Here is a 25379-nt window from a genome sequence, read left to right as displayed (position 1 = left end):
CAGTTTGCTTTATCTATACTTAGCCTCAATATTTGATACTGGACAAATTCATGTCTGTAAGCGCATTTAACCGACGCTGGGCGGCGGTGATCCTTGAAGCATTGACGCGCCACGGCGTGCAGCATATCTGCATTGCGCCCGGATCGCGCTCGACACCTTTAACCCTGGCGGCGGCGGAAAACCGCGCATTGATTCACCATACCCACTTTGATGAACGCGGCCTCGGCCATCTGGCGTTAGGGCTGGCGAAAGCCAGCGGTCAGCCGGTGGCGGTGATTGTGACCTCCGGTACCGCGACGGCCAACCTCTATCCGGCGCTGATTGAGGCCGGGCTGACCGGTGAAAAACTCATTTTACTGACCGCCGACCGGCCGCCGGAGCTGATTGACTGCGGCGCGAATCAGGCGATTCGCCAGCCGGGCATGTTTGCTTCGCACCCGTCGCAGACGCTATCCCTGCCGCGTCCGTCGCAGGATATCTCCGCCCGCTGGCTGGTCTCGACCCTCGACCAGGCGCTCGGCGCGCTGCACTGCGGCGGCGTTCATATTAACTGTCCGTTTGCCGAACCGCTGTATGGCGATATGGACGACACCGGCGCCGAGTGGCAGCAGCAGCTCGGCGATTGGTGGCAGAGCGACAAGCCCTGGCTGCGTCACTCTCTGCATCTGGAAAGTGAAAAGCAGCGCGACTGGTTTTTCTGGCGGCAGAAACGCGGCGTGGTGGTCGCCGGACGGATGAGCGCGGAAGAGGGCGTCAAGGTGGCCGAGTGGGCGAAGACCCTCGGCTGGCCGCTGATTGGCGATGTGCTCTCGCAAACCGGGCAGCCGCTCCCCTGCGCCGACCTGTGGCTGGGTAACGGCAAGGCGGTCAGTGAACTGGCGCAGGCGCAAATCGTTGTTCAACTGGGCAGCAGCCTGACCAGCAAACGCGTTTTGCAGTGGCAGGCCACCTGCGAACCCGAAGAGTACTGGCTGGTGGATAATCTGCCGGGGCGACTGGATCCCGCCCAGCATCGCGGTCGCCGGCTGGTGTGCGCCATCGACCGCTGGCTTGAACAGCATCCGGCGGAAAAACGACAGCCGTGGCCCACCGTCATTCCCGAGCTTTCGCGCCAGGCATGGCAGGCGGCGGTCGCCAGCAGCGAGGATTTCGGCGAAGCCCAGCTGGCGCAGCGAATCCGGCGCTATCTGCCGGAACAGGGGCAGCTGTTTGTCGGCAACAGCCTGGTGGTGCGCTTAATTGACGCGCTGTCGCAGCTACCGGCAGGTTACCCGGTCTACAGCAATCGCGGGGCCAGCGGAATAGACGGCCTGCTGGCGACGGCGGCCGGGGTGCAGCGCGCCAGCGCGCGTCCGACGCTGGCTATCGTCGGCGATCTTTCGGCGCTTTACGATCTCAACTCGCTGGCCCTGCTGCATCAGGCCTCCGCGCCGCTGGTGCTGATTGTCGTCAACAATAACGGCGGGCAGATTTTTTCCCTGCTGCCCACGCCGCAGGAGCAGCGCAGCCAGTTCTATCTGATGCCGCAGAATATCCATTTCGCGCACGCGGCGGCGATGTTCAATCTGACTTACCATCGCCCTGCGGACTGGAATGAGCTGGAGCAGGCGCTGGACGTTGCCTGGCGAGGACCCGGCGCGACGTTGATTGAACTGGCGGTTAATGAAACCGACGGTACGCAAACGCTTCAGCAGCTGCTGGCGCAGGTGAGTCAGCTATGACGCTGCACGCGGTGGCTGAAAGCGGCCTGCCGGGCTATCCCTGGCTGGTCTTTTTGCACGGTTTTGCCGGGGATAGTCATGAGTGGCGCACGGTGGGGCAGGCGTTTGGCGCGTATCCGCGTCTCTATATTGACCTGCCTGGCCACGGCGGATCGGCGCATATCGCCGTAAACCATTTTGCCGATGTCAGCGAGTTGATTAAGAATACGCTTAATAGTTACAACATACTTAAGTACTGGCTGGTGGGATACTCCCTCGGCGGACGGGTGGCGATGTTCTATGTCAGCCAGCCGCGCGAAGGGCTCTGCGGGCTGGTCGTCGAGGGGGGGCATCCGGGCCTGGGGGATGATAACCAGCGTAGGCTGCGCCGGCGCAGCGATGCCGCCTGGGCTGAACGCTTTCGCCGCGAGCCGCTGACCCAGGTCTTTGCCGACTGGTATCAGCAGCCGGTCTTCGCTTCCCTGGACGCAGCGCAGCGGGCGGCGCTGGTTGCGCTACGCAGCCGCAATAAAGGCGGAGCGTTGGCGGCGATGCTGCAGGCCAGCTCGCTGGCGGAACAACCCGATCTGCGCGCGTCGTTACGGGCGCGCGATTTCCCTTTTCATTATCTTTGCGGAGAACGCGACGGCAAGTTTCGCGCCATCGCGGGTGAACTCTCCGCCACCGCGCACGTGATTAATCATGCCGGACACAACGCGCATCGGGAAAACCCCGATGCTGTCGTGGCTTGTCTGGCGCAGTTTTTAGCGAGTTAACCGAAGGACACTTTATGATCTCTCTTGATGAAGCCATGCTTTACGCCCCGATTGAATGGCAGGACTGCTCCGAAGGCTACACCGACATTCGTTACCAAAAATCGGCGGACGGGATTGCCAAAATTACTATCAACCGCCCGCAGGTACGCAACGCTTTCCGCCCGCTGACCGTCAAAGAGATGATTCAGGCGCTGGCGGATGCCCGCTATGACGACAATATTGGCGTCATCGTTCTGACCGGTGAAGGCGATAAAGCGTTTTGCGCCGGCGGCGATCAGAAAGTCCGCGGCGACTACGGCGGCTACCAGGATGATTCCGGCGTTCATCACCTCAACGTTCTCGATTTTCAGCGCCAGATCCGCACCTGCCCGAAACCGGTGGTGGCGATGGTGGCGGGGTACTCCATCGGCGGCGGCCACGTCCTGCATATGATGTGCGATCTGACTATCGCGGCGGAAAATGCCATCTTCGGCCAGACCGGCCCGAAAGTCGGCTCTTTCGACGGCGGCTGGGGCGCCTCCTATATGGCGCGCATCGTCGGGCAGAAAAAAGCCCGTGAGATCTGGTTCCTGTGCCGGCAGTACGACGCGCAGCAGGCGCTGGATATGGGGCTGGTGAATACCGTGGTGCCGCTGGCGGACCTGGAAAAAGAGACCGTGCGCTGGTGCCGGGAAATGCTGCAGAACAGCCCGATGGCGCTGCGCTGCCTGAAGGCGGCGCTGAACGCCGACTGCGACGGCCAGGCGGGACTGCAGGAGCTGGCGGGTAACGCCACCATGCTGTTTTACATGACCGAAGAGGGTCAGGAAGGGCGCAACGCTTTCAATCAGAAGCGCCAGCCGGACTTCAGCAAATTTAAACGGAATCCGTAATGCGGCAGGCGCAGGTCTACCGCTGGCAGCTACCGATGGACGCGGGAGTGGTGCTGCGTGAACGGCGGTTAAAAACCCGCGATGGTTTGCTTCTGCGCCTGCGCGACGGCGAGCGCGAAGGCTGGGGGGAAATATCTCCCCTGCCCGGATTCAGCCTGGAAACGCTGGATGAGGCGCAGGCTGCGCTGCTGGCGTGGGCGAGCGCCTGGCGCGATGGCGAAGAGGGCGCGTTGCCAACGCCGCCGTCGGCGGCTTTCGGGGCGAGCTGCGCAATGGCGGAACTGTGCGGCGAGCTGCCGCAGGCGGCGGACTATCGCGCGGCGCCGCTCTGCGCCGGCGATCCGGACGAGCTGTTCGCCAGGCTTTCGCTGATGCCCGGCGAAAAAGTCGCCAAGGTCAAAGTCGGCCTGTATGAGGCGGTGCGCGACGGCATGGTGGTCAACCTGCTGCTGGAGGCGATTCCCGATCTGACGCTACGCCTCGACGCTAATCGCGCCTGGACGCCGCTGAAAGCGCAGCAGTTTGCCAAATACGTGAATCCACACTATCGCAGCCGCATCGCCTTTCTCGAAGAACCCTGTAAAAACCGCGATGATTCGCGCGCTTTTGCCCAACAAACGGGTATCGCTATCGCCTGGGATGAGAGCCTGCGCGAGGCGGACTTTACCTTTTCCGCCGAGCCGGGGCTGCGGGCGGTGGTGATTAAACCGACGTTGACCGGCAGTCTGCAAAAAGTGCGGCAGCAGGTGGCGCAGGCGCATGCCCTGGGGCTGACGGCGGTCATCAGTTCCGCCATTGAGTCGAGCCTTGGCCTGACGCAGCTGGCGCGAATCGCCGCCTGGCTGACCCCGGACACGATCCCCGGTCTGGACACGCTGAGCCTGATGCGTGCCCAGCTGGTGCGCCGTTGGCCGGAAAGCGAGCTGCCGTGTCTGCACGTTGATGAGCTGGAGCCGCTGCTGTGACCTTTAGCGACTGGCCCTGGCGCCACTGGCGGCGGCTGCGAGAAGAGGCTCAGGCGCTGCGCCTGAACGAGCGGCGGCTAAGCTGGCGGGAACTGTGCGCGCAAATTGATGCGCTGGCGGTGGAATTCCACGCCCAGGGCGTTCGCGACGGCGATGGCGTGCTGCTTCGCGCTTACAACCAGCCCGATGCTCTGCTGGCGTGGCTGGCCCTCCTGCAGTGCGGCGCGCGCGTCCTGCCGCTGAATCCGCAGCTGCCTGCTCCTCTGTTGGTGGAACTGCTGCCGTCTCTGGGACTGCGCCACGCGCTGGTGCTAAACGGCGGCGACCTTCCGGTGGCGCTTAATTCATTAGCGTTGTGCGCCGGCGACGGCGTGCACGCGGTCGCCTGGCGAGAAGATCGTATCGCGTCCATGACGCTAACCTCGGGGTCGACGGGACTACCGAAAGCGGCGGTGCACGCTTTTCGCGCCCATCTTGCCAGCGCAGAAGGCGTGCTGGCGATGATACCCTTTGCGCCGCAGGACGACTGGCTGCTGTCGCTGCCGCTGTTTCACGTTTCCGGCCAGGGGATTCTCTGGCGCTGGCTGTTAGCTGGCGCAGGCCTGACGGTACGCGACAAGCAGCCGCTGGAACAGGCGTTACGCGGCTGTACCCATGCCTCTCTGGTGCCGACCCAGCTCTGGCGCCTGCTCAGCGGCGACGTCGAGGTGTCGTTGAAAGCGGTTCTGCTCGGCGGCGCGGCGATCCCGGTGGCGCTAACCGAGCAGGCCGGTAAGCGCGGTATTCGCTGCTGGTGCGGCTACGGCCTCACCGAGTTTGCCTCCACGGTATGCGCCAAGGAGGCGGACGGCCTGGCGGATGTCGGGCAGCCGCTGCCGGGGCGCGAAGTGCGGATTGTCGATGGCGAAGTGTGGCTGCGGTCGGACAGCATCGCCGCAGGCTACTGGCGCGATGGGCAAATGGTCCCCCTCGCTAATGCCGACGGCTGGTTCGCCACTCGCGATCGGGGCCGGCTGGAGCACGGCAGGCTGACTATCCTCGGACGAGTGGACAACCTCTTTTTTAGCGGCGGAGAAGGTATTCAGCCGGAAGAAGTGGAGCGGGTGATTGGCGCTCATCCGTGGATTACGCAAGTTTTCATCGTGCCGCAGGATGATGCGGAGTTTGGCCAGCGGCCGGTGGCGGTGGTGGAGTGCGGCGAGCATGACGACCCGTCCGCGCTGGCGGGCTGGTGCGCCGATAAGCTGGCGCGCTTTCAGCAGCCGGTGCGCTGGCTGCGGCTGCCTGAATCGCTGAAAACCGGCGGAATTAAAATTTCCCGCCGGGCGCTACGTGACTGGGTCAACCAGCAGGCGATGCCCGACTCAGACGCGCTGGACGTTCAGTAGCTGCTTCGTATGCCAGCGGCCCAGCGCTAAAACGGTGGTCAGCGCGCCGAGCAGGGCGCAAAACATATCCGACTGGGTATCCCAGGGATCGCCCTGGGTGCCGAGAAACTCATCCGCGCCCTGTCCCAGCGCCAGCGCCGCCCACCATTCGATCAGTTCATAGACGGCGCTAATCGCCAGCGCAATACAGCAGACCACGAAACCGAGCATTTTACGCCCGTGAACGTAGCCGCCGCGCAGCAGAATCTCCCGCGCCGCCAGCGCCGGCACCAGCCCCTGGAAAAAGTGCCCCAGCTTGTCATAGGGGTTACGGCTCAGTCCCAACCACGCCTGGACGTCAAAGCCGATGGGCACTTTCGCGTAGGTGTACATACCCCCGACCATCAAAATGATGGCATGGAAGAAAATCAGCGTGTAAAGCAGCGGCGTCAGCGGATAGCGCGAGCGTGTGGCCAGCAAAAGCGGAACGATGATAATCACCGGCGTCACTTCCATCAGCCAGGTGAGCTTATCCCCTGCGCTGATACCGGTGTAAACAAGCATCAGGGCCAGCGCCAGCGCGGCGAATGTTAACCCCGAACGGGATGCGGCGACGGTCATAACGGATCACCAGAAAGTTAAAACGATAACTATCAGGCAGATGTGGTGGAAATTCAACGTATAGCGTCATTGGCGGCGCTGAGCGACCGCCAATGACGTTGAGCATCAGGAAGAGGGCAGGTCGCCCTGCGTAAGCTGGCGCTTCCGCCAGTACCGCAGCAGCGGAGGGACAACAATCACCGCGATGGCCAGAAACAGAAGCGTTTTCGTTACGCCGCTTTGCCAGAGAATCGCCACGTTGCCGTTGCTGATGGACAGCGCGCGGCGCAGGTTCTGCTCCAGCATCTCTCCCAGCACAAACCCTAAGATCAGCGGCGACATCGGGAAGTGCATTTTACGCATAATGTAGCCCAGCACGCCCAGCCCAACCATCAACAGCAGGTCGAAGGTGGTGCTGTGCACCGCGTAGACGCCGACCGCGGACACAGCGGCGATGGCCGGGGCCAGAAACCATAGCGGAATCGTCAGCATGCGGGTGAACAGGCCGATCAGCGGAATGTTCATAATCAGCAGCATCACGTTGGCGATGAGCAGCGCGGCAATTAACCCCCAGACGATATCCGGCTGTTCGGTAAACATCGCCGGTCCCGGCGTGATGTTGTAGAGGGTCAGGGCGCCCATCATCACCGCGGTGGTCCCGGAGCCGGGGACGCCGAGCGTGAGCATCGGAATAAACGAGCCGCAGGCGGAGGCGTTGTTCGCCGCTTCCGGCGCCGCGACGCCGCGAATATCGCCCTTGCCGAAGGTAGCGCTATTGCCGCTGAGCTTTTTCTCGGTCATATAGGTGATGGCGCTGGCAATGGTCGCCCCTGCGCCCGGCAGAATGCCGACAAAGAAACCCACCACCGATGAGCGCAGGGTCGCGCCCACGCACTGGCCCGCCTCTTTGGCGTTAAACAGCATGCGTCCGGTTTTCCGTACCAGCTTCTGCCCGCCGCTGGTGCTCTCCAGCATCAGCAAAATCTCCGAAACCGAAAAGAGCCCAATCACCACCACGATAAACTGCACGCCGTCGGAAAGATGAACGCTGTCGAACGTGAAGCGGTACACGCCGGTATTGGCATCAACGCCCACCGTCGCCAGCCCCAAGCCGATTAACGCGGCGAGAAATGACTTCAGCGGATTTTCCGCCATCATGCTGCCAAGGCAGGCGATGGCAAAAATCATCAGGGCGAAATATTCCGCCGGGCCGAACGCCAGCGACCACTGCGCCAGCACCGGGGCGAACAGGATGATCCCGCCGATAGCGATCGTTGAACCAACAAAGGAGCTCACGGCAGAGATCGACAGCGCTACGCCGCCGCGCCCCTGCTGCGCCATCGGATAACCGTCGAGAGCGGTCATAATAGCGGCGGCATCACCGGGTACGTTAAGCAGGATAGACGAAATGCGCCCGCCGTATTCACAACCAATATAGACCGTAGCCAGCAGGATTAGCGCTGATTCCGCGGGCAGGTGCAGAGCAAAGGCCAGCGGCAGTAAGATCGCGACACCGTTAATCGGACCCAGACCCGGCAGGAGGCCGACGATAGTGCCAACAAAGCAGCCAATTAGCGCGATGGTCAGGTTGCCCGGCGTCATGGCAACGGCGAAGCCCTGTGATAAATAAATCCAGATATCCATAACCTTCTCCGTTAACTCAACCAAACGCCGAGCGGCAGGGTGACATCAAGCAGGGCGTCAAAGACGTACCACAGCGCGATGCCCATCGCGACGCCGGCTACCCCGGCGGCGGGCAGGGTGGCGCCAAACAGCAGGCCAAACGCGGCGGTCAGCAGCGCGGTGGCCAGAGGAAAACCCAGCCATTCAAAACCCCACGCATAGATCCCCAGCGCAACCACCATGGTTAATAGACGTTGTAAAACCCGGCGCCCGGGCCACGTGATGGCGTCGGGCCGACGCAGAAGCAGCAAGACAGAGCACACCAGCATCAGGCCGATAATGCCGACCGGGAAAGGGCGTGGGCCGACGGGCTCATAGGCGTATTCGCTGTGAATTTGCCAGGCGATAAACATTCCACCCGCGCAGAGCAGCAGCCACACTCCGGCAAAAATACGATCGCTCATCGCAACCTCCGTAAATTATTTGGCCAGGCCAAAGGATTTCGCCTGCAGGCGATACGCTTCCACCTGTTGTTTAACGTAGGCGTCCAGTTCCTTACCGTTCATATTGAATTCGAACAGGCCGCGCAGCTCGCGCTGCTTTTTGAACGCGTCGGTCTGCTGCAATTTCGTGAACTCATCCACCCACCACTGATAGTCGGCGTCGCTAACTTTCGGACCCACGAAGAAGCCGCGAATAATCGGCCAGACCAGGTCATAGCCCTGCTCTTTGGCGGTCGGCACATCGGCGAGGTCACCCGGCAGCCTTTCGTTAGCGAACACCGCCAGCACGCGGATTTTATTGCCCTGGAGATAAGGCACCATTTCGCTGAGATCGCCGGAGACCGCCTGTACGTGATTGCCCAGCAGCGCGGTGACCGGTTCGCCGCCGCCCTCAAACGCCACGTAGCGCATTTTGTGCGGATCGACGTTGGCTTTTTGCGCCAGCAGCGCTGCTTTCATCCAGTCCTGGCTACCAATGGAGGCGCCGGCGCCGATGACGATACTGGCGGGATTTTTTTCCATCGCCGCCATAAACGACGGCAGGTCTTTCCACGGCGAGTCGGCGCGGACTGCGATCATGCCGTAATCGGTGCCGACGCTGGCCAGCCAGCGCACATCATCCACGCCGTAGCGGCCAAACTTGCCCTGCGCCAGGTTGAGCAGCGAGCCGCCGGAGAAGGCGACTACGGTACCGGGTTCGCCGGGGCGCTGGGCGACGATCGCGTTGTAGGCCACAGCGCCTACGCCGCCGGGCATGTAGGTGACGCGCATCGGTTTTTCGATGGCGCCGGTTTCCATCAGGCTGACCTGGATCAGCTTGCAGGTGAGGTCGAAGCCGCCGCCGGGCTTGGCGGGCGCGATACATTCGGTACGGGAAGGCGCCTCGGCGGCCAGGGCAGAGGCGGTTAAAAGGCATAATGCAATGGCGCCAGCACGGCGCAGGAATGGCATATTCATAAGCTTCCTCAGTCAGATACAGGAGACGTTTTTTTAATTATGTGAACCGGCATGTGGCTATTCGGTTGCGTGATTGTTAAAACAATTACCTTTCATTTCCCTTTCAATGCGGCAGCAACTTTTCAGGATGTGATATGCGTCTCTTACTGGCAGAAGATAACCGTGAGCTGGCTCACTGGCTGGAGAAAGCGCTGGTGCAGGGCGGGTTTGCCGTGGACTGCGTATTGGATGGTCGCGCGGCCGATCATCTGCTGCAAAGCGAAAAATATGCGCTGGCGGTGCTGGATATTGGCATGCCGGGACTCGACGGTCTGGAGGTGGTGCAGCGCCTGCGAAAGCGCGGGCAGACCCTTCCCGTCTTGCTACTCACTGCCCGCAGCGCGGTGGCGGATCGGGTTAAAGGGCTGAACGTCGGCGCCGATGACTATTTGCCGAAACCTTTTGAGCTTGAAGAGCTGGATGCCAGGCTGCGCGCGCTGCTGCGGCGTAGCGAAGGCCAGGTGCATGAGGTTCAGCAGATCGGCGCGCTGGAATATCGCGATGAAGGCTATTTTTTACTCTGCGGACAAACGCTGTCGTTGACGCCGCGCGAGCAGGCGCTGCTGACGGTGCTGATGTTTCGCCGTACGCGGCCGGTGTCGCGCCAGCAGCTGTTTGAACAGGTTTTCAGCCTGAACGATGACGTCAGCCCGGAAAGCATCGAGCTGTATATCCATCGTCTGCGTAAGAAACTTCAGGAGAGCAACGTGCGTATCGTGACCCTGCGCGGCCTGGGCTACGTGCTGGAGCTCGCTCATGAGGTGGGGTAAACCGCAGTCGTTATTCGCTCAACTGTTGCTGTTTCTCGGCCTGCCGCTGGTTTTGCTATGGGGGCTGTCGGCGTTCAATAGCTACGTCAGCGCTCTGCAGGCGGCAACCCAGGCTTACGATCGCACGCTGCTTTCATCCGCCCGCACGGTGGCGGAACGCCTGGTGGTTCGCCGCGGTAGGCTGGAGGTGAATGTCCCCTGGGTGGTGCTGGACAGCTTCGAGCTGAATATGAACGATCGGCTGTACTATAAGGTACTCGATCCCGAGAAGCGGGTGATTTCCGGTTTTGACGACCTGCCATCGATGCCGCCATCGACCTCTCGAACCGAGCTCTATCCGGCGCTGGCGTGGTTTTATCATACTGAATATCGCGGTCAGGCTATCCGCGTGGCGCGCCTGCTGCAGCCGGTTAACGAAGGCGGCGTTGTCGGCATGGCGGAAATCTACATCGCCGAAACGCTGCAGTCGCGGCGCTGGCTGGCGGGACAGCTGCTGTTTTCATCATGGATCTCGCAGGGGCTATTAGTGCTGTTGACGCTGGTGCTCACCGGCTGGCTGCTGCGCCGCGTGCTGCGGCCGATGCGCCGGCTTTCGGCGCTCATGGTGCGGCGCGAACCCGGCCTGCTGACGCCGCTGCCGGAGCTGCTGCCGTGGTCGGAAACCCGTCTGCTGATCGTGGCCTTTAACCGCTATATCGACCGGTTACGGGTGATGATCTCCCGCCAGGAGCGCTTTAGCGCCGACGCGTCGCATCAGCTCAAAACGCCGTTAGCGGTGTTGAAAACGCAGGCCTCAGTGGCGCTGGCGAGCGGCGATCCCCGGCTGTGGCGAGAGAGCCTGGAGGCGATGAGCGGCACGCTTGACAGTACGATTCTGCTTACCGAACGCCTGCTGCAGCTGGCTACCATCAAACGGAAAGAGCAGGGCGAGCACGCGTTCCCGCCGGTGGACCTGCATGAGATCGTCCACAACAGCTGTTTTTCGCGTCTTCAGCAGGCGCGGAGCAAGTCTATCGATCTCGGCTATGAGGGGGAACCCTCGACGGTGACCATTGCCGGCGATGGCGTGCTGTTGAGCGAGCTGTGCGCGAATCTGCTGGATAACGCGATTCGCTATACGCCGCAGGGCGGTATCGTCACGGTCAGCCTGCATCGTGACGGAGAGGCGGTGCTGCTGGATGTCGAAGACAGCGGGCCGGGGATCGATGATGCGCAGATTCAGCAGGCGCTCATGCCGTTCCATCGTCTGGAAAACGTGGGTGATAACCCCGGCGCCGGGCTCGGACTGGCGCTGGTCAGCGATATTGCGCGCCTGCACCGCAGCCATCCGCAGCTGCTGCGTAGCGAAACGCTGGGCGGGCTGAAGGTCAGGCTGCGCTTTTTGCGCGCTTGTTCAGAGTAGGCCTTTCAGGGTGAGCGTCCTGCGGGTCGCCGCGTTCAAATCATAGTGGGGAAGATCTTCTGCCTTCACCCAGGCGTAGTCCTGAAACTCCTCGTTGATCGTCACTTCGCGATTGGCGCTGATGCAGTCGAAGATCAGGTAAATCATATAAATCTCTTCCCGGCGGCCATCGGCGTAGGTTTTAACCCGGATATCGTCGCTAAAGGTCCACGGCGTAATCTGGGTCAGCTGCAGTTTTTCGCCCAGCTCCTCGCGAATTTCTCGCCGCAGCGCTTCTTCAATGCGCTCGCCTGGCTCGACGCCGCCGCCGGAGAGCGCCCACTGGCCGGGAAATACGCCGCGATCGTCGGCCATTTTGCACAGCAGATAGTGTCCTTCATGTTGAATGAGCGGGCAGACGATAGTCCTTTGACGCATGATTTCTCCTTACTGATGACAGGGATAACTAACGGGAAGGCCCAGTTTGCGAGCCGCCTCGGCAAACCGCAAGCGAAAACGCGCGGCGAACGCGTGCGGTGGTAGGCTGAGCGTAGGTTAACGGGTCAGGGGCCATCATGGAACAGATAGCAAGCCACTCACCGCACGATGCGGTGTTTAAACACCTTTTGTCCCAACGGGCAACGGCGCGCGATTTTTTGTCTATTCATTTGCCGAAGCATTTGCGGGAACAGTGCGATCTGCGAACGCTGCAGCTGGAATCCGGCAGTTTTATTGAAGAGGACCTACGCGCAAGCCATTCGGATATTCTTTATTCGCTAAAAACCCAGCACGGAGAGGGGTACATCTACATTCTTATAGAGCATCAAAGCTCTCCCGACAGGCATATGGCGTTTCGCCTGATGCGATACGCCATCGCGGCCATGCAGCGCCACCTTGATAAAGGGCATCATCAGCTGCCGCTGGTTATTCCTCTGCTATTTTATCACGGCAGGATCGCTCCTTACCCGTACTCGACGCGCTGGCTGGATGATTTCCCTCAGCCAGAGGTGGCCGAGCGGCTGTATAGCCAGCGTTTTCCACTGATAGACGTCACGGTGATTCCTGACGATCGGCTTGTACAGCACCGCCGTGTCGCTATGCTGGAACTGCTGCAAAAACATATCCGCCAGCGGGATTTGATGGACATTTCTGAGCAACTGGTCAGGATATTATCCTTGGGATACACTACGCGTCGGCAGTTTAAAACTTTGCTGAATTATATGCTTCAGGCGGGCAACGCCGCCGATCCGGTGGCCTTTTTACGCAAGCTCGCGCAAAAGACGCCACTCAAGCCGCATAAGGAGACGCTGATGAATATTGCTCATTTTCTGGAAGAGCGTGGCCGTAAAGAGGGGGTCCTTCAGGGAATGAAGGCGGGGATAGAAAAAGGTTTACGAAAGGGTCGACAGGAAGGCCGGAATGAAGGCCGTCATCAAGGACGGCAGGAGGCGACGCAACGCATTGCTCAGGCGATGCTGGATGATGGGCTTGAGCCCTCTCAGGTCGCAAAGCTAACCGGTTTGTCGCTGCGTCAGCTCGCTAAGCTTCGGCACTAGGCGCGTTTAAAAACCGTAAAATGGCAGCCGCAAGGGCTGCCATCAGCATTACTCTCCGTGCTTTAAGGCTTTCAGCGCCGCAGCCACGCCCGCGCCGTAGTCGGGGTGGACTTCACTGAACAGGCCAATTTGTCGCTGCTGAATAAACTCAGGGATATCCCGCATATCATTGGCGATACGCTGGAACATACGCTGATGTTCCTCTTCGCTTAATAGCTCAAACAGCCTGCGCGGCTGGCTGAAGTAGTCGTTATCTTCCCGATGATTCCAGTGGGCCGCCGCGCCTTCAAGGCTTAAAGGCGGCTCGCTAAAGTCCGGCTGTTCCTGAAACGCGCCAAAGCTGTTGGGTTCATAGGTGACGCCGTTGCCGCTATTGCCGTCAACGCGCATCGCGCCGTCGCGGTGGTAGTTATGGAACGGGCAGCGCGGCGCATTGACCGGAATTTGATGATGGTTGACGCCCAGACGATAGCGCTGGGTATCGCCGTAGGAGAACAGCCGTCCCTGCAGCATGCGATCCGGAGAGAAGCCGATCCCGGGCACCACGTTGGCCGGATTCATCGCGACCTGCTCAACTTCTGCGAAGTAGTTGTCCGGGTTGCGGTTGAGCTCCAGCACGCCGACTTCCATCAGCGGATAATCAGCGTGCGGCCAGATTTTGGTCAGATCGAAGGGGTTATAAGGGACCCGGCTGGCGTCCGCTTCCGGCATGATCTGCACGTAGAAGGTCCAGCGCGGGAAATCGCCTTTTTCAATCGACTCATAGAGATCGCGCTGTGAACTCTCGCGGTCCTCTGCCACCAGGCGTTTCGCTTCATCATCCATCAGGTTGGCGATCCCCTGCTGGGATTTGAAGTGGAATTTCACCCAAAAACGTTCGTTATCGGCATTAATAAAGCTGAACGCGTGGCTGCCGAAACCGTGCATATGGCGATAGGAACGCGGGAGGCCGCGGTCGCTGAAATCAATCGTTAACTGATGCAGCGTTTCCGGCAGCAGGGAGAAAAAGTCCCATTTCCAGGTGGGGTTACGCAGGTTGGTGCGCGGGTCGCGCTTCACGACGTGGTTAAGGTCGGGAAACTTCAGCGGGTCGCGAAGGTAGAAAATGGGCGTATTGTTGCCCACCAGATCCCAGTTGCCTTCTTCGGTATAAAACTTGATCGAGAAACCGCGAATATCGCGCTCGGCGTCAGCGGCGCCGCGTTCTCCGGCGACGGTTGAGAAGCGCAGGAACAGATCGGTGGTTTTACCGATTTCGGCAAACAGTTTTGCGCGGGTATAGCGGGTGATATCGCGGGTAATGGTCAGTTTACCGTAAGCGCCGGAGCCTTTAGCGTGCATTCGGCGTTCCGGGATAACCTCACGGTCGAAGTGGGCCAGTTTTTCCAGAAACCAGACATCCTGCAGCAGCATCGGGCCGCGCGGGCCTGCGGTGACGACATTGTTATTATCGACAACCGGGGCGCCGGCGGCGGTGGTTAATCCTTTTTTGCTCATCTTTATCTCCTGACAAAGTTTTATGTAACTTATTCATCTCTTTGCGACGACGAAATAAGCTGGAGCCTATTTGTATAATAAAGGCTGAGACCCAGCAATTTGACCCTGACTATTGAATTGATATCTGAGACCGTTAACAAGGCTCCCGAAGCAACTGGTTACAATCACGCGGTAAAAGCGCGCTATAACGCATTGATTCCTTAAAACGGAGCAGTACAATTTCGCGGTTTTTTGGGATTTTCTTATTATTATTTTCTGGATAGATAAAAATGAAAAAAAGCATATTTATGGCCCTGGCCGGCATGATGTTCGTCTCGACGGCGGCAAATGCGATCAGCGTCAGCGGGCAGGCCGGCGAGCACTACACTAACCTTGGCGTCGGATTCGGTACGGAATCGACCGGCCTGGCGGTAACCGGCAACTGGCTGCACAATGATGACGACGGCGATGCGGCGGGGCTGGGATTGGGCCTGAACATTCCCCTGGGGCCATTCCTGGCCACCGTGGGCGGAAAAGGCGTTTACACCAACCCGAACAATGGCGATGAGGGCTACGCGGCGGCGGTTGGCGGCGGTCTGCAGTGGAAAATCGGCGACAGCTTCCGCCTGTTCGGCGAATACTATTACTCTCCCGATTCACTCTCCAGCGGTATCGACAGCTATCAGGAAGCCAATGCCGGCGCGCGCTTTACCATTATGCGCCCTCTGAGCATCGAAGCCGGTTACCGCTACCTTAACCTGGCGGGTAAAGACGGCAACCGCGATAACGCGGTCGCGGACGGTCCGTACGTCGGCGTCAACGCCAGCTTCTAATCTCTCCGGCGCGGTATTCCGCCGCGCCTGATTTTCAGGCTTTTTCACCAGCCGCTTTGCGATATAGTATTTCTACTTATCAGGCTGGAGTTCACAATGTTAAACGTGGAAATGCTGTCCACCGGCGATGAAGTGCTGCATGGGCAAATCATCGACACCAATGCCGCGTGGCTGGCGGATTTCTTTTTTAATCAAGGATTACCCTTAACGCGTCGCCATACCGTGGGTGACGACCTCGACTCCCTGGTGGCGATTTTACGCGAGCGCAGCGAACACGCTGACGTGCTGATCGTTAACGGCGGCCTGGGGCCGACCAGCGACGATTTGAGCGCGCTGGCCGCGGCGACGGCCAAAGGCGAAGGGTTAATTCTGCACGAAGATTGGCTGGAAACCATGACCCGTTTCTTTGCCGAGCGCGGAAGACCCATGGCCGCCAGCAATCGTAAACAGGCGGAAATTCCGCAAAGCGCCGAGATGATCAACAACCCGGTCGGGACCGCCTGCGGTTTTGCCGTGCAGCTAAACCGCTGCCTGATGTTTTTCACTCCCGGCGTGCCTTCCGAATTTAAGGTGATGGTTGAACAGGAAATCTTACCGCGCCTGCGCGAACGTTTCCCGCTATCCGCTGCGCCGCTGTGTTTGCGCCTGACCACCTTCGGCCGTTCCGAAAGCGAACTGGCGCAGAGCCTCGACCATCTGCAGCTGCCGCCGGGCGTCGTGATGGGCTATCGCTCCTCGATGCCGATTATCGAACTGAAGCTGACCGGGCCTGCCGAACAGCGCGAGGCGATGCTGGCGCTGTGGCCGGAAGTGCAGAAGGTGGCCGGAGAGAGCATGATTTTCGAAGGTACCGAAGGCCTGCCTGCGCAGATCGCCCGTCGCCTGCAGCAGCGTCAGCTAAGCCTGACGCTGAGCGAGCAGTTCACCGGTGGTCTGCTGGCGCTTCAGCTTTCTCGCGTCAACGCTCCGCTGTTGGCCAGCGAAGTCATTCCGGCGCAGGAGGAGACCCTGGCGCAGTCTGCGCGCTGGGCGGCGGAACGGCGCGAAAAACACTTTGCCGGTCTGGCGCTGGCGGTGAGTGGTCAGGAGAGCGATCACCTGAACTTTGCGCTTTCCACGCCGGACGGCACCCACGCGCTGCGGGTGAAATTCACCACCAACCGCCACAGCCTCCAGGTGCGTCAGGAAGTGTGCGCGATGATGGCCCTCAACATGCTGCGCCGCTGGCTGAACGGCCAGCCGGTGGCCGGTGAACACGGCTGGATTAACGTCGTCGAATCTCTCTCAGCGTAAACCCACCTCCGCGTCGGGAGCCCCTCCCGGCGCGCGATGAGTCCAGCCTGTTGTACTTGCTTTAAAAAATTCTGTGCACTATCTCGCATTTTTCTCCCTCTGAACGTCCACCCGGCTGGAATAGCGTCGTCATTTGAAGTCGCTCACAATTTACACGCCCGACAACCGCAACACTGATTCCAGTATTCAGGATTGGAGTCCAGTATGTTGGAATCAAGCAAAGTCCCGGCGCTGACCCGCGCCATTGATATTCTCAATCTGATCGCCCGCATCGGCCCCTGCAGCGCGGCGACCATTATTGACGAACTGGGTATTCCGAAAAGCACCGCCTATCTGCTGCTGGGAGAGCTGAAAAAACAGCGCTTCCTCAGCATGGATAATCAGGATAACTACTGCCTGTGGACCAAGCTGGTTGAGCTGGCCGGGCAGGCGCTGAGCAAAATGGACCTGCGCGAACTGGCGCGCCCGCGCCTGACGCAGCTGATGGATCAGTGCGGGCTGCTCTGCCACCTGGGCATCATCGACAGCGGCAACGCCTACTACATTCTGAAGATTGAATCCCCGGCCACCATCAGCGTGCGTTCGCACGAAGGTAAGAGCCTGTCGTTATATCGTTCCGGCATTGGTAAATGCCTGCTGGCCTGGCAGCCCGAGCGGGTTCAGGAGTCGATTATCAGCGAGCTGCAGTGGGAGCGGGCGACGCCAACCACCATCACCAGCGCCCAACAGCTTCGCGATGAACTGGGCCGTATTCGCGCCCGCGGCTGGAGCTTCGATAACGGCGAAGACTATCCCGACGTTCGCTGCGTGGCGGCGCCGGTTTTTAATGCCAATAACGAGCTGACCGCCGCCATTTCCGTGGTGGGTACCCGTCTGCAAATCAATGAAGACAATCGCGATTACCTCGCCGGTAGGGCGATTGCCTGCGCCAAAGATATTTCCCGTCTGCTGGGGTGGAAAAGCCCCTTCGAACAACAAGCCTCATAATAAGGAGAAGATCATGACCCTACCGAAAATTAAACACGTCCGCGCCTGGTTTATTGGCGGTGCTACCGCAGAGAAAGGCGCTGGCGGCGGCGATTATCATGACCAGGGGGCAAATCACTGGATTGACGATCATATCGCCACGCCTATGAGCAAATATAAACAGTATGAACAGTCCCGCCAGTCGTTTGGCATCAACGTTCTCGGCACGCTGATCGTTGAGGCCGAAGCCGAAAACGGGCAGACCGGCTTTGCGGTATCGACCGCCGGCGAGATGGGCTGCTTTATCGTGGAAAAACACCTCAACCGCTTTATCGAAGGCAAATGCGTCAGCGATATCAAACTGATCCATGACCAGATGCTCAACGCCACCCTGTACTACTCCGGATCCGGCGGCCTGGTGATGAATACGATTTCCTGCGTCGACCTGGCGCTGTGGGATCTGTTCGGCAAAGTGGTTGGGCTGCCGGTTTACAAACTGCTGGGCGGCGCGGTGCGCGATGAAATTCAGTTCTACGCCACCGGGGCGCGTCCGGACCTGGCGAAAGAGATGGGCTTTATTGGCGGCAAAATGCCGACCCACTGGGGGCCGCACGATGGCGACGCGGGGATCCGCAAAGATGCTGCGATGGTGGCCGATATGCGCGAAAAGTGCGGCCCGGACTTCTGGCTGATGCTGGACTGCTGGATGAGCCAGGACGTTAACTACGCCACTAAACTGGCCCACGCCTGCGCGCCCTCTAACCTTAAGTGGATCGAGGAGTGCCTGCCGCCGCAGCAGTATGAAGGCTATCGCGAGCTTAAACGCAATGCGCCAGCCGGCATGATGGTCACCAGCGGCGAGCACCACGGTACGCTGCAATCCTTCCGCACGCTGTCGGAAACCGGCATCGATATTATGCAGCCTGACGTGGGCTGGTGCGGCGGCCTGACCACGCTGGTGGAGATTGCGGCGATCGCCAAATCGCGCGGCCAGCTGGTGGTGCCGCACGGCTCGTCGGTCTATTCGCACCATGCGGTCATTACCTTTACCAACACGCCTTTCAGTGAGTTCCTGATGACCAGCCCCGACTGCTCAACGATGCGTCCGCAGTTTGACCCGATTCTGGTTGATGAGCCGGTACCGGTGAACGGGCGCATTCATAAAACCGTGCTGGACAAACCGGGCTTCGGCGTGGAGCTGAACCGCGACTGTAATCTGAAACGTCCTTATAGCCACTGATCCCGTCGTGCCGCACAGCGCAGATGTGCGGCCTATTGTTGAGGATATTACGATGAGCAACGCCTTGCTTGAGAGCGTGGTGAAGAAAAACCGCGCCCGTTTGATCCCCTTTATGCTGGCGCTGTACGTGCTGGCGTTTCTTGACCGTTCGAATATCGGCTTTGCCAAAGAGACCTATCAGCTGGATACCGGCCTTAGCAACGAAGCCTATGCGCTGGGGGCGGGGATTTTCTTTGTGGTCTACGCCTTTCTCGGGGTGCCCGCTAACCTGCTGATGCGCAAATTCGGCGCAAGAAAGTGGATCGGCTGCACCACCTTGCTGTGGGGGCTTCTCTCCGCGGCGATGGCGTGGGCGGATACCGAAGCGAAGTTTCTGCTGGTGCGCACCCTGCTGGGCGCCGCGGAAGCGGGTTTTTTCCCGGGCATGATCTACCTGACGTCCCAGTGGTTTCCGCAGCAGAACCGCGCCAGCATTATGGGGCTGTTTTATATGGGCGCGCCGCTGGCGCTGACCCTCGGGTCGCCGCTCTCTGGCGCGCTGCTGGAAATGCATGGTTTTATGGGGCATCCCGGCTGGTTCTGGATGTTTATCATTGAGGGGCTGCTGGCGGTCGGCGCGGGGTTCTTCACCTTCTTCTGGCTCGACGATACGCCGCAAAAGGCGCGCTTCCTGAGCGCTGCCGAAAAACAGGCGTTAATCAGCGAGCTGGCCAGCGAAGAGCAGAAAAAGGTGACCTCGCGTTTGTCCGATGCGCTGCGTAACGGCCGCGTCTGGCAGCTGGCGATTATCTATCTCACCATTCAGGTGGCGGTTTACGGCCTGATCTTCTTCCTGCCAACCCAGGTTGCCGCGCTGCTCGGCACCAAGGTGGGGTTCGTGGCGTCGGTGGTGACCGCGATCCCGTGGGTGGCGGCGCTGTTCGGTACCTGGCTGATTCCGCGCTACTCCGACCGCACCGGCGAGCGGCGTAATGTGGCGGCATTCACCCTGCTGGCGGCGGCAATTGGCATTGCGATCTCCGGGCTGGTGTCGCCGGTGCTGGCGATTATCGCGCTGTGCGTTGCCGCCGTCGGCGTCATTGCCGTGCAGCCGGTCTTCTGGACCATGCCGACGCAGCTGTTGTCCGGTACGGCGCTGGCCGCTGGCATCGGCTTTGTGAACCTGTTCGGCGCTATCGGCGGGTTTCTGGCGCCCATTATCCGCGTCCAGGCTGAAACCATGTTCGCCAGTGATTCTGCCGGATTAGTGACGCTCGCCTGCGTGGCGATTGTCGGGGTGGTTATTATCTTTTCACTGCGCGTGAACCGCGCCGTGCCGCAGGCTGGCAGCGTACAGCATTAATGTAAGGGAGAACTATGAACGCAATTTTATCGAACCCATTTAAAGCGGGATTATTACAAGGGGAAGCGCAAATTGGCCTGTGGCTGAGCTCGACCTCTTCTTATATGGCTGAGATTGCCGCCACCTCGGGTTACGACTGGCTGCTGATTGACGGTGAACATGCGCCCAATACCATCCAGGATCTTTATCATCAGCTGCAGGCCATTGCGCCCTACGCCAGCCAGCCGGTCATTCGCCCGGTAGAGGGCAATCGCAGCCTGATTAAACAGGTGCTGGATATCGGCGCCAGAACGCTGCTGATCCCCATGGTCGATACCGCCGAACAGGCGCGGGAGATTGTCTCGGCTACCCGCTACCCGCCGCTGGGTACCCGCGGGGTGGGGGCCGGAGTGGCCCGCGCCGCGCGCTGGGGACGGGTCGAAAACTATATGGCGCAGGCCAACGATGAGCTGTGCCTGTTGATTCAGGTAGAGAGTAAAACGGCCCTCGATAATCTGGATGCGATCCTTGAAGTGGAGGGCATTGACGGCGTGTTTATCGGCCCGGCGGACCTGTCGGCCTCGCTGGGCTACCCGGATAACGCCGGTCATCCTGAAGTGCAGCGGGTTATTGAACAGAGCATCCGCCGCATTCGCGCGGCGGGTAAGGCGGCCGGATTCCTTGCCGTCGATCCGGAGATGGCGCACAAAGCGCTGGCGTGGGGGGCGAATTTTGTTGCCGTTGGCGTCGATACCAACCTTTACACCAGCGCGCTGGATAAACGGCTGGCGATGTTCAAGCCGGTAGCCGAACAGGCGGAGGGAAAGGGGAGCTACTAGCCCCCCGGTGTTGGCGCTGGCGTCAGGCCAGCGCCTGTGCCAGCAGGGTGATGGGGTGTTCGCAGCGTTTGCTGGTGGACATCTCTATCTGCCATTTGCAGGTTTCACAGTCGGTCACCACCAGATCCGCGCCGCTCTCCTCAATTTGCCGGAACAGCGGCGCGCCCATCGCCTGCGATGAGTCGTAGTTCTCCGCCTTGAAGCCGTATGTGCCGGCAATACCGCAGCATTGCGAGTCGAGTACCTCCAGCTGCAAGCCGGGGATCAGCCGCAATAGCTCAAGGGTATACAGCGACCAGCCCATTTTTTCCATATGGCAGGGCGTGTGATAGACCACCTTCAGCGGCAGCGTTTTTAGCTTCAGAGGCCGCCCATTATCCAGCTGACGCCATAGCCAGCGAGTCGCCAGCTCAATCCGGTCGCGGATATCGTGATTATCGATATCAAGGAGATGCGGATATTCATCGCGCAGCGTAAAGGTGCAGGTCGATGAAGTCGCAATAATGGGCAGACTATTTTCCCGCATCGCGATGACGTTGCTCAGCGCCTGCTTGCGCGCTTTCGCAAAAAAACCGTTGGCAATCAGCGGTACGCCGCAGCATTTCTCTTTGCTCAATAACTGCACCCCGATGCCCATGGCGTTGAACACGCGGATAAGATCTTTGCCCAGCTGCGGATTGTTGTAGTTCACATAGCAGCCGTGAAAAAACGCCACCTGCTCGGCGTACTGCCCCTGCCGGGCGGCCAGCTGATGATACGCGCGGCGAAAGGTACCAAAGCCATATTTCGGCAGCGTGCGGCGGTGATCGATTTTAAGCGCGGCATCAAGGATTTGGCGTACCGGCCTCAGCCCGGTGGCGGCGTTGACCAGCGGGGCAAACGGCGTGGAGAGGGTGCCCATCAGGTCGGTATGGCTGAGGATCGCATCGCGCAGCGTGGGCTTTTGCCGACCGTGCTCCATGCGTGCTCGCTGGATAATATCGCCAATTTTGACGTCCGAAGGGCAGGCAACTTCGCAGCGTTTACAGTTGATGCAGTATTTCAATGCCTCGTCGTAGAGCGCGCCGTCTTTCAGGCGCAGGCGTTCGCCGTCCGGCCCGGCCTGTTTTGGCCCCGGATAGCGCGGATTAACCCGGCTGACCGGGCAGGCGGTGGTGCAAACGGTGCATTTTATACAGTGTTCAAAGCGCGTGTCGTTCATGATTCACCTCCGGCAAGCTCGCCGATTAACCCAGCGGCATGCAGCGCGGTCACCGCGCAAACGCCGCCGCCGCATCCCAGCGCGATGGCGTCAAAACCACCGAGGATCGCGCCTACGGCGAACAGATTTTCCAGCGTCTGTCCCTGAAGCTGCGGGCGCAGATCCGCATCGGTTTTCAGGCCGAAACGCTGCCAGGGCTGAGAGGCAAAAAAGTCCTGCTGATACCAGCGCTCGCGCGGCAGCGTCTGCTGCAGGTCAAGGCCGAGGATCGGCTCGCGCACGCCGCTGCGCTCGGCGACCAGCCCGTTGCTGAAAAAGCTGCCGCTGGCCAGCACCGCGAAGCGCGGGCGCAGCGGGATATCGCCGTGATTGCGCGTCCAGATCGCGTTAACGCTACCGTTGCGGTGGCTGATATCGATGACTTCATCCCCGGTCAGCCAGGTCCCGCCGCTGCGGATAAATTGCCGCTGCAGCTGGGCGTGCAGGCGCATCCCCGGCACCGACGGCGGCAGCGTAGGCAGCAGGCGCAGCGGGCAGGGCAGGCGCTGCTGCAGCCACTGGTACAGGCGATCGTTGGCGAGGCCAAAGCAGGCGGGCATAATCAGTAAATTATGCCGCTGCGCCAGCGGGCGCAGCGCCGCCAGCAGGGCCGGCCAGTGCGCTTCATCGTCCAGCAGGCGGGCAATATTGGCGGCACGAAATTCGGATGGGCTATCGCGCAGCACATCGAGGAGGGGTAAATCTATCTCATGGGCTTCGGCGGTCACGCCGTGCTGGTTCAAAGAGGCGGCGGCAAGATGCGGCTGGAAGTCGCCGAATCCGCTGATGCCGACTACGCCGACGCCGCTGGCGGGCAGCGGCGCGGTGGCGATTTCCTGCGGCGATAGCCAAGCCGCGCGTAAGGTTCCCAGCGGCGTCACGCGCAGATGCGGCTGGCTGGCGTCACCTTGCATGGCGATACCGCAGTCGGCAAACAACGCCTGACTCTGGCGGGCGTAATCCATCACCCGTTCGGCGCCGAGCCTGGCATAGGGATGTTCGGGAAGCTGGCGGGCCAGTTGGCCGATGCCGTGAGCGACATCGGTAACGGTGTCGCCATTCGGCAGCGTGGTAAGTAAATCCAGCGAGGCGGAAGAGAAGTGCAGGGCGCTTTGGCCGCGGCTGATAATCACGCTGCGCAGGCCGCGCTGGTTGAGCGCCAGCCCGCAGAGCAGTCCGGCGAGGCCGCCGCCGATGATGGCGCAATCAAACTTCATCCTGATGCTCCTTTTGTAATCCGCACAGGCCGAGATAGACCCAGCGGGTGAACTCGCTTTCGCGCAGCGCGTCCCCCCAGGCCACCGGCTGGACGCCTTTCCAGCGTTCGTTCAAAAATTGAGACAGCTGGGTAAGGGATCGAGCGGAAGTGGTGACGTTAAAACGCGCGAGCAGCCCGGCGGCGCGGCAGGCGCACAGTTCGCCCTGACAGGTTCCCATGCCGACGCGGGTGCGGCGGCGCAGGTCGAGCAGGTTTTTCACCGCCAGGTTTTCGACCGCGTACTGAACCTCGCCGGCGGTCACCGCCTCGCATTCGCAGACCAGGCTGCGGTGCTGGCGGCTATCGCCAAGCCAGGCCGGGGTGCGATCGCCGTGGCGATAGATGGCCGACCCGCGCAGCGACGCAGGTAAAGAGATGATTTTGCGTAGCGTGGCTTCCGCCGGCTCCTGCGAGCCCGGCAGCGGCGTATCGGCGGTCGTACAGGGGACGGTATTTCCGAGCTTGCGGCAGAGCGCATCCGTGGCCCACTCCGCCATCAGACGATAGGTCATCAGCTTACCGCCGGTGATGGTGATAAAGCCCTCCAGTCCGTCGCGCCGGGCGTGGTCGAGCAGCACAATACCGCGACTGACGCTGCGCCCGCTGGGATCGTCATCGCTGGCGACCAGCGGACGTATGCCGGAGTAGGCGCGCAGTACCCGCGTCCGCCCCATGATCGGCGCCAGCTTTTCCCCTTCGCGCAGCAGCGTTTCGACCTCCTCGGCCGTTACCCGGTTGTCGTCAATTTCGTCATAGGGAATATGCATCGAAGTAGTGCCAATCAGCGAAATAGTATCGCCGGGCACCAGGATATCGGCGTCAGCCGGTTTGCGGCAGCGGTTGATAACCTGACGGTTAATGCGGTGGTCGAGGATTAACAGCGATCCTTTTGCCGGAAACATCGAGATGCGCAGGTCGGCATACTCTGCGATGCGCTGCCCCCAGATCCCGGCGGCGTTGACCACCACCTGCGCGCGCAGCGTGCGCGATTCACGGAGCTGATGGTTGTAGATCGTGACGCCATGGACGCGATCGCCCTGACGCAGCAGGCCGGTGACTTCGCAGCCGGTGAGGATAGCGGCGCCATGTTCGCGGGCATCGAGCATATTTGCGGCGGTGAGGCGGAAAGGATCGACGGTGCCGTCGGGGACCTGCACCGCGCCGAGCAGCGCCGGGTTAACCGCAGGCTCAATGCGCAGCGCCTCGGCGGGCGTCAGAGGCTGGGCCTCAATACCCGCCTGCTGGCAGGCGGTGATAAAGGTGTGCTGATATGCCGGATCGTCTTCCGGCAAGGTAATAAACAGGCCGCTGGTGGGCTCAATGCAGTGCCGGGCGATGCGGCGTAAGATGCGGTTTTCGCTGATACACTCCCGCGCCGATTCGCTATCGGTTACCGCATAGCGCGCGCCGCTGTGCAGCAGGCCGTGGTTGCGGCCGGTCGCCCCGGTGGCGATATCGTAGCGCTCAACCAGCGCCGCCTTCAGCCCGCGCAGCGCGCAGTCGCGCGCGATCCCGGCGCCGGTGGCGCCGCCGCCAATAATAATGACGTCATATTCACGACTATCGGCCATCTCCCTGTCCTCTGTGTTCGTTTTACATCATTTAGCCATATCGACCGCGTTTAATGTTTGATTTCGAGCATATTTGCGCGTAATTCGAGCGTTTGTTGTGACTTTATGCGCATATTGGAAAGTTCTGTCATATTTCTGTAACAAAGTGTGCGACATTTCACAGTATTAGATTTACGCTTTGCCTACTATCGCGACCAAATCAGAAGTCAGTGAATAAATTACGTTTTTTTGCG

At 60.4% G+C, this 25379-nt stretch carries 23 protein-coding genes; 14 read left to right on the top strand and 9 right to left on the bottom strand.

Translation table 11 applies throughout. The features are described from left to right. Window positions 1–50 precede the first annotated feature (50 nt). Genes menD through menE form a run of 5 tightly spaced genes read left to right on the top strand, consistent with a single transcriptional unit; the run spans window position 51 to window position 5701 of the window. Window positions 51–1721 (top strand): 2-succinyl-5-enolpyruvyl-6-hydroxy-3-cyclohexene-1-carboxylic-acid synthase, encoded by a 1671-nt coding sequence (gene menD / locus ABLU87_RS08550; protein WP_128334789.1) that lies wholly within the window; start codon window positions 51–53, stop codon window positions 1719–1721. Further along, a complete protein-coding gene (menH, locus tag ABLU87_RS08545) occupies window positions 1718–2476 on the top strand; it encodes a 2-succinyl-6-hydroxy-2,4-cyclohexadiene-1-carboxylate synthase (protein ID WP_128334788.1) in 759 nt (252 codons plus the stop codon). Before menD ends, menH begins: the two co-directional genes overlap by 4 nt. A 14-nt stretch (window positions 2477–2490) precedes the next feature. Then, the gene (gene menB / locus ABLU87_RS08540; protein WP_004123101.1) at window positions 2491–3348 is read left to right on the top strand and encodes a 1,4-dihydroxy-2-naphthoyl-CoA synthase; all 858 of its coding nucleotides are present in this window, start codon (window positions 2491–2493) and stop codon (window positions 3346–3348) included. Beyond that, entirely contained in the window at window positions 3348–4313 is a 966-nt protein-coding gene (menC, locus tag ABLU87_RS08535) for an o-succinylbenzoate synthase (RefSeq protein WP_049083371.1), read from the top strand. The genes menB and menC overlap by 1 nt, the downstream gene beginning before the upstream one ends. Further along, window positions 4310–5701 (top strand): o-succinylbenzoate--CoA ligase, encoded by a 1392-nt coding sequence (gene menE, locus ABLU87_RS08530; RefSeq protein WP_128334787.1) that lies wholly within the window; start codon window positions 4310–4312, stop codon window positions 5699–5701. The genes menC and menE overlap by 4 nt, the downstream gene beginning before the upstream one ends. Here the strand turns inward: menE and ABLU87_RS08525 are convergent. The 4 genes from ABLU87_RS08525 to ABLU87_RS08510 form a co-directional block, all read right to left on the bottom strand. After that, window positions 5678–6301 carry a DUF2238 domain-containing protein gene (locus tag ABLU87_RS08525; RefSeq protein ID WP_014839104.1) on the bottom strand — a complete coding sequence of 208 codons (624 nt, stop codon included), beginning with the start codon at window positions 6299–6301 and terminating at the stop codon, window positions 5678–5680. The two genes, menE and ABLU87_RS08525, sit on opposite strands and share 24 nt — an antisense overlap. A gap of 105 nt (window positions 6302–6406) precedes the next feature. Beyond that, window positions 6407–7924 carry a tripartite tricarboxylate transporter permease gene (locus tag ABLU87_RS08520; RefSeq protein WP_046877170.1) on the bottom strand — a complete coding sequence of 506 codons (1518 nt, stop codon included), beginning with the start codon at window positions 7922–7924 and terminating at the stop codon, window positions 6407–6409. Window positions 7925–7935: 11 nt separating this feature from the next. Next, window positions 7936–8367: a tripartite tricarboxylate transporter TctB family protein gene (locus ABLU87_RS08515; RefSeq protein WP_128334786.1), complete on the bottom strand. Its 432-nt coding sequence runs from the start codon at window positions 8365–8367 to the stop codon at window positions 7936–7938. Window positions 8368–8382: 15 nt separating this feature from the next. Next, complete coding sequence (locus tag ABLU87_RS08510) at window positions 8383–9357, bottom strand: tripartite tricarboxylate transporter substrate binding protein (protein WP_181919001.1); 975 nt, start codon at window positions 9355–9357, stop codon at window positions 8383–8385. 140 nt (window positions 9358–9497) lie between these two features. Between ABLU87_RS08510 and tctD the strand changes: the two genes are divergently transcribed. Both tctD and ABLU87_RS08500 read left to right on the top strand, forming a co-directional pair. After that, a complete protein-coding gene (gene tctD, locus ABLU87_RS08505; RefSeq protein ID WP_014230233.1) occupies window positions 9498–10172 on the top strand; it encodes a transcriptional regulator TctD in 675 nt (224 codons plus the stop codon). After that, complete coding sequence (locus ABLU87_RS08500) at window positions 10159–11574, top strand: sensor histidine kinase (protein ID WP_128334785.1); 1416 nt, start codon at window positions 10159–10161, stop codon at window positions 11572–11574. Before tctD ends, ABLU87_RS08500 begins: the two co-directional genes overlap by 14 nt. On the opposite strand, the gene nudI is transcribed toward ABLU87_RS08500, so the two are convergent. Then, a complete protein-coding gene (gene nudI, locus ABLU87_RS08495; protein WP_014230231.1) occupies window positions 11566–11991 on the bottom strand; it encodes a nucleoside triphosphatase NudI in 426 nt (141 codons plus the stop codon). The genes ABLU87_RS08500 and nudI overlap by 9 nt on opposite strands. A 137-nt stretch (window positions 11992–12128) precedes the next feature. Here nudI and ABLU87_RS08490 point away from each other — a divergent pair, with 137 nt between their 5' ends. Continuing rightward, on the top strand, window positions 12129–13109 hold the full coding sequence (locus ABLU87_RS08490) for an Rpn family recombination-promoting nuclease/putative transposase (protein WP_025106695.1): 981 nt from the start codon (window positions 12129–12131) through the stop codon (window positions 13107–13109). Window positions 13110–13157: 48 nt separating this feature from the next. Here ABLU87_RS08490 and ABLU87_RS08485 read toward each other — a convergent pair whose 3' ends face one another. Continuing rightward, window positions 13158–14606, bottom strand: a complete 1449-nt coding sequence (locus ABLU87_RS08485) for a catalase (protein WP_032750700.1) — start codon at window positions 14604–14606, stop codon at window positions 13158–13160. A 269-nt stretch (window positions 14607–14875) separates the two neighbouring features. On the opposite strand from ABLU87_RS08485, the gene ABLU87_RS08480 reads away from it, so the two are divergent. The 6 genes from ABLU87_RS08480 (at window position 14876) to yfaU (ending at window position 21077) form a co-directional block, all read left to right on the top strand. Beyond that, the gene (locus ABLU87_RS08480) at window positions 14876–15418 is read left to right on the top strand and encodes a YfaZ family outer membrane protein (RefSeq protein WP_004123076.1); all 543 of its coding nucleotides are present in this window, start codon (window positions 14876–14878) and stop codon (window positions 15416–15418) included. 96 nt (window positions 15419–15514) lie between these two features. Further along, window positions 15515–16711: a nicotinamide mononucleotide deamidase-related protein YfaY gene (locus ABLU87_RS08475; RefSeq protein ID WP_014230228.1), complete on the top strand. Its 1197-nt coding sequence runs from the start codon at window positions 15515–15517 to the stop codon at window positions 16709–16711. 204 nt (window positions 16712–16915) lie between these two features. Beyond that, window positions 16916–17698: an IclR family transcriptional regulator gene (locus ABLU87_RS08470; RefSeq protein ID WP_004852774.1), complete on the top strand. Its 783-nt coding sequence runs from the start codon at window positions 16916–16918 to the stop codon at window positions 17696–17698. A gap of 13 nt (window positions 17699–17711) precedes the next feature. Further along, window positions 17712–18917, top strand: coding sequence for an L-rhamnonate dehydratase (gene rhmD, locus ABLU87_RS08465; protein ID WP_014230227.1), 1206 nt, complete (start codon window positions 17712–17714; stop codon window positions 18915–18917). A gap of 52 nt (window positions 18918–18969) precedes the next feature. Continuing rightward, window positions 18970–20259 carry an MFS transporter gene (locus ABLU87_RS08460; RefSeq protein WP_348865982.1) on the top strand — a complete coding sequence of 430 codons (1290 nt, stop codon included), beginning with the start codon at window positions 18970–18972 and terminating at the stop codon, window positions 20257–20259. Window positions 20260–20273: 14 nt separating this feature from the next. Then, window positions 20274–21077, top strand: a complete 804-nt coding sequence (gene yfaU / locus ABLU87_RS08455) for a 2-keto-3-deoxy-L-rhamnonate aldolase (RefSeq protein ID WP_014839099.1) — start codon at window positions 20274–20276, stop codon at window positions 21075–21077. 22 nt (window positions 21078–21099) lie between these two features. Here the strand turns inward: yfaU and glpC are convergent, their stop codons facing one another. Genes glpC through glpA form a run of 3 tightly spaced genes read right to left on the bottom strand, consistent with a single transcriptional unit; the run spans window position 21100 to window position 25146 of the window. Continuing rightward, window positions 21100–22278, bottom strand: a complete 1179-nt coding sequence (glpC, locus tag ABLU87_RS08450) for an anaerobic glycerol-3-phosphate dehydrogenase subunit GlpC (protein WP_128334784.1) — start codon at window positions 22276–22278, stop codon at window positions 21100–21102. Continuing rightward, window positions 22275–23534, bottom strand: coding sequence for a glycerol-3-phosphate dehydrogenase subunit GlpB (glpB, locus tag ABLU87_RS08445; protein ID WP_128334783.1), 1260 nt, complete (start codon window positions 23532–23534; stop codon window positions 22275–22277). The genes glpC and glpB overlap by 4 nt, the downstream gene beginning before the upstream one ends. Beyond that, the gene (gene glpA / locus ABLU87_RS08440) at window positions 23524–25146 is read right to left on the bottom strand and encodes an anaerobic glycerol-3-phosphate dehydrogenase subunit A (protein WP_047723184.1); all 1623 of its coding nucleotides are present in this window, start codon (window positions 25144–25146) and stop codon (window positions 23524–23526) included. The genes glpB and glpA overlap by 11 nt, the downstream gene beginning before the upstream one ends. Between the last annotated feature and the right edge of the window lie 233 nt (window positions 25147–25379).

The sequence above is a fragment of the Klebsiella sp. CB_Kp196 genome, assembly GCF_040061575.1.
Lineage (GTDB): Bacteria > Pseudomonadota > Gammaproteobacteria > Enterobacterales > Enterobacteriaceae > Klebsiella > Klebsiella michiganensis.
The sequence above is the reverse complement of the archived record's forward strand: the minus strand, read 5'-3'. Positions and strand labels throughout refer to the sequence as shown.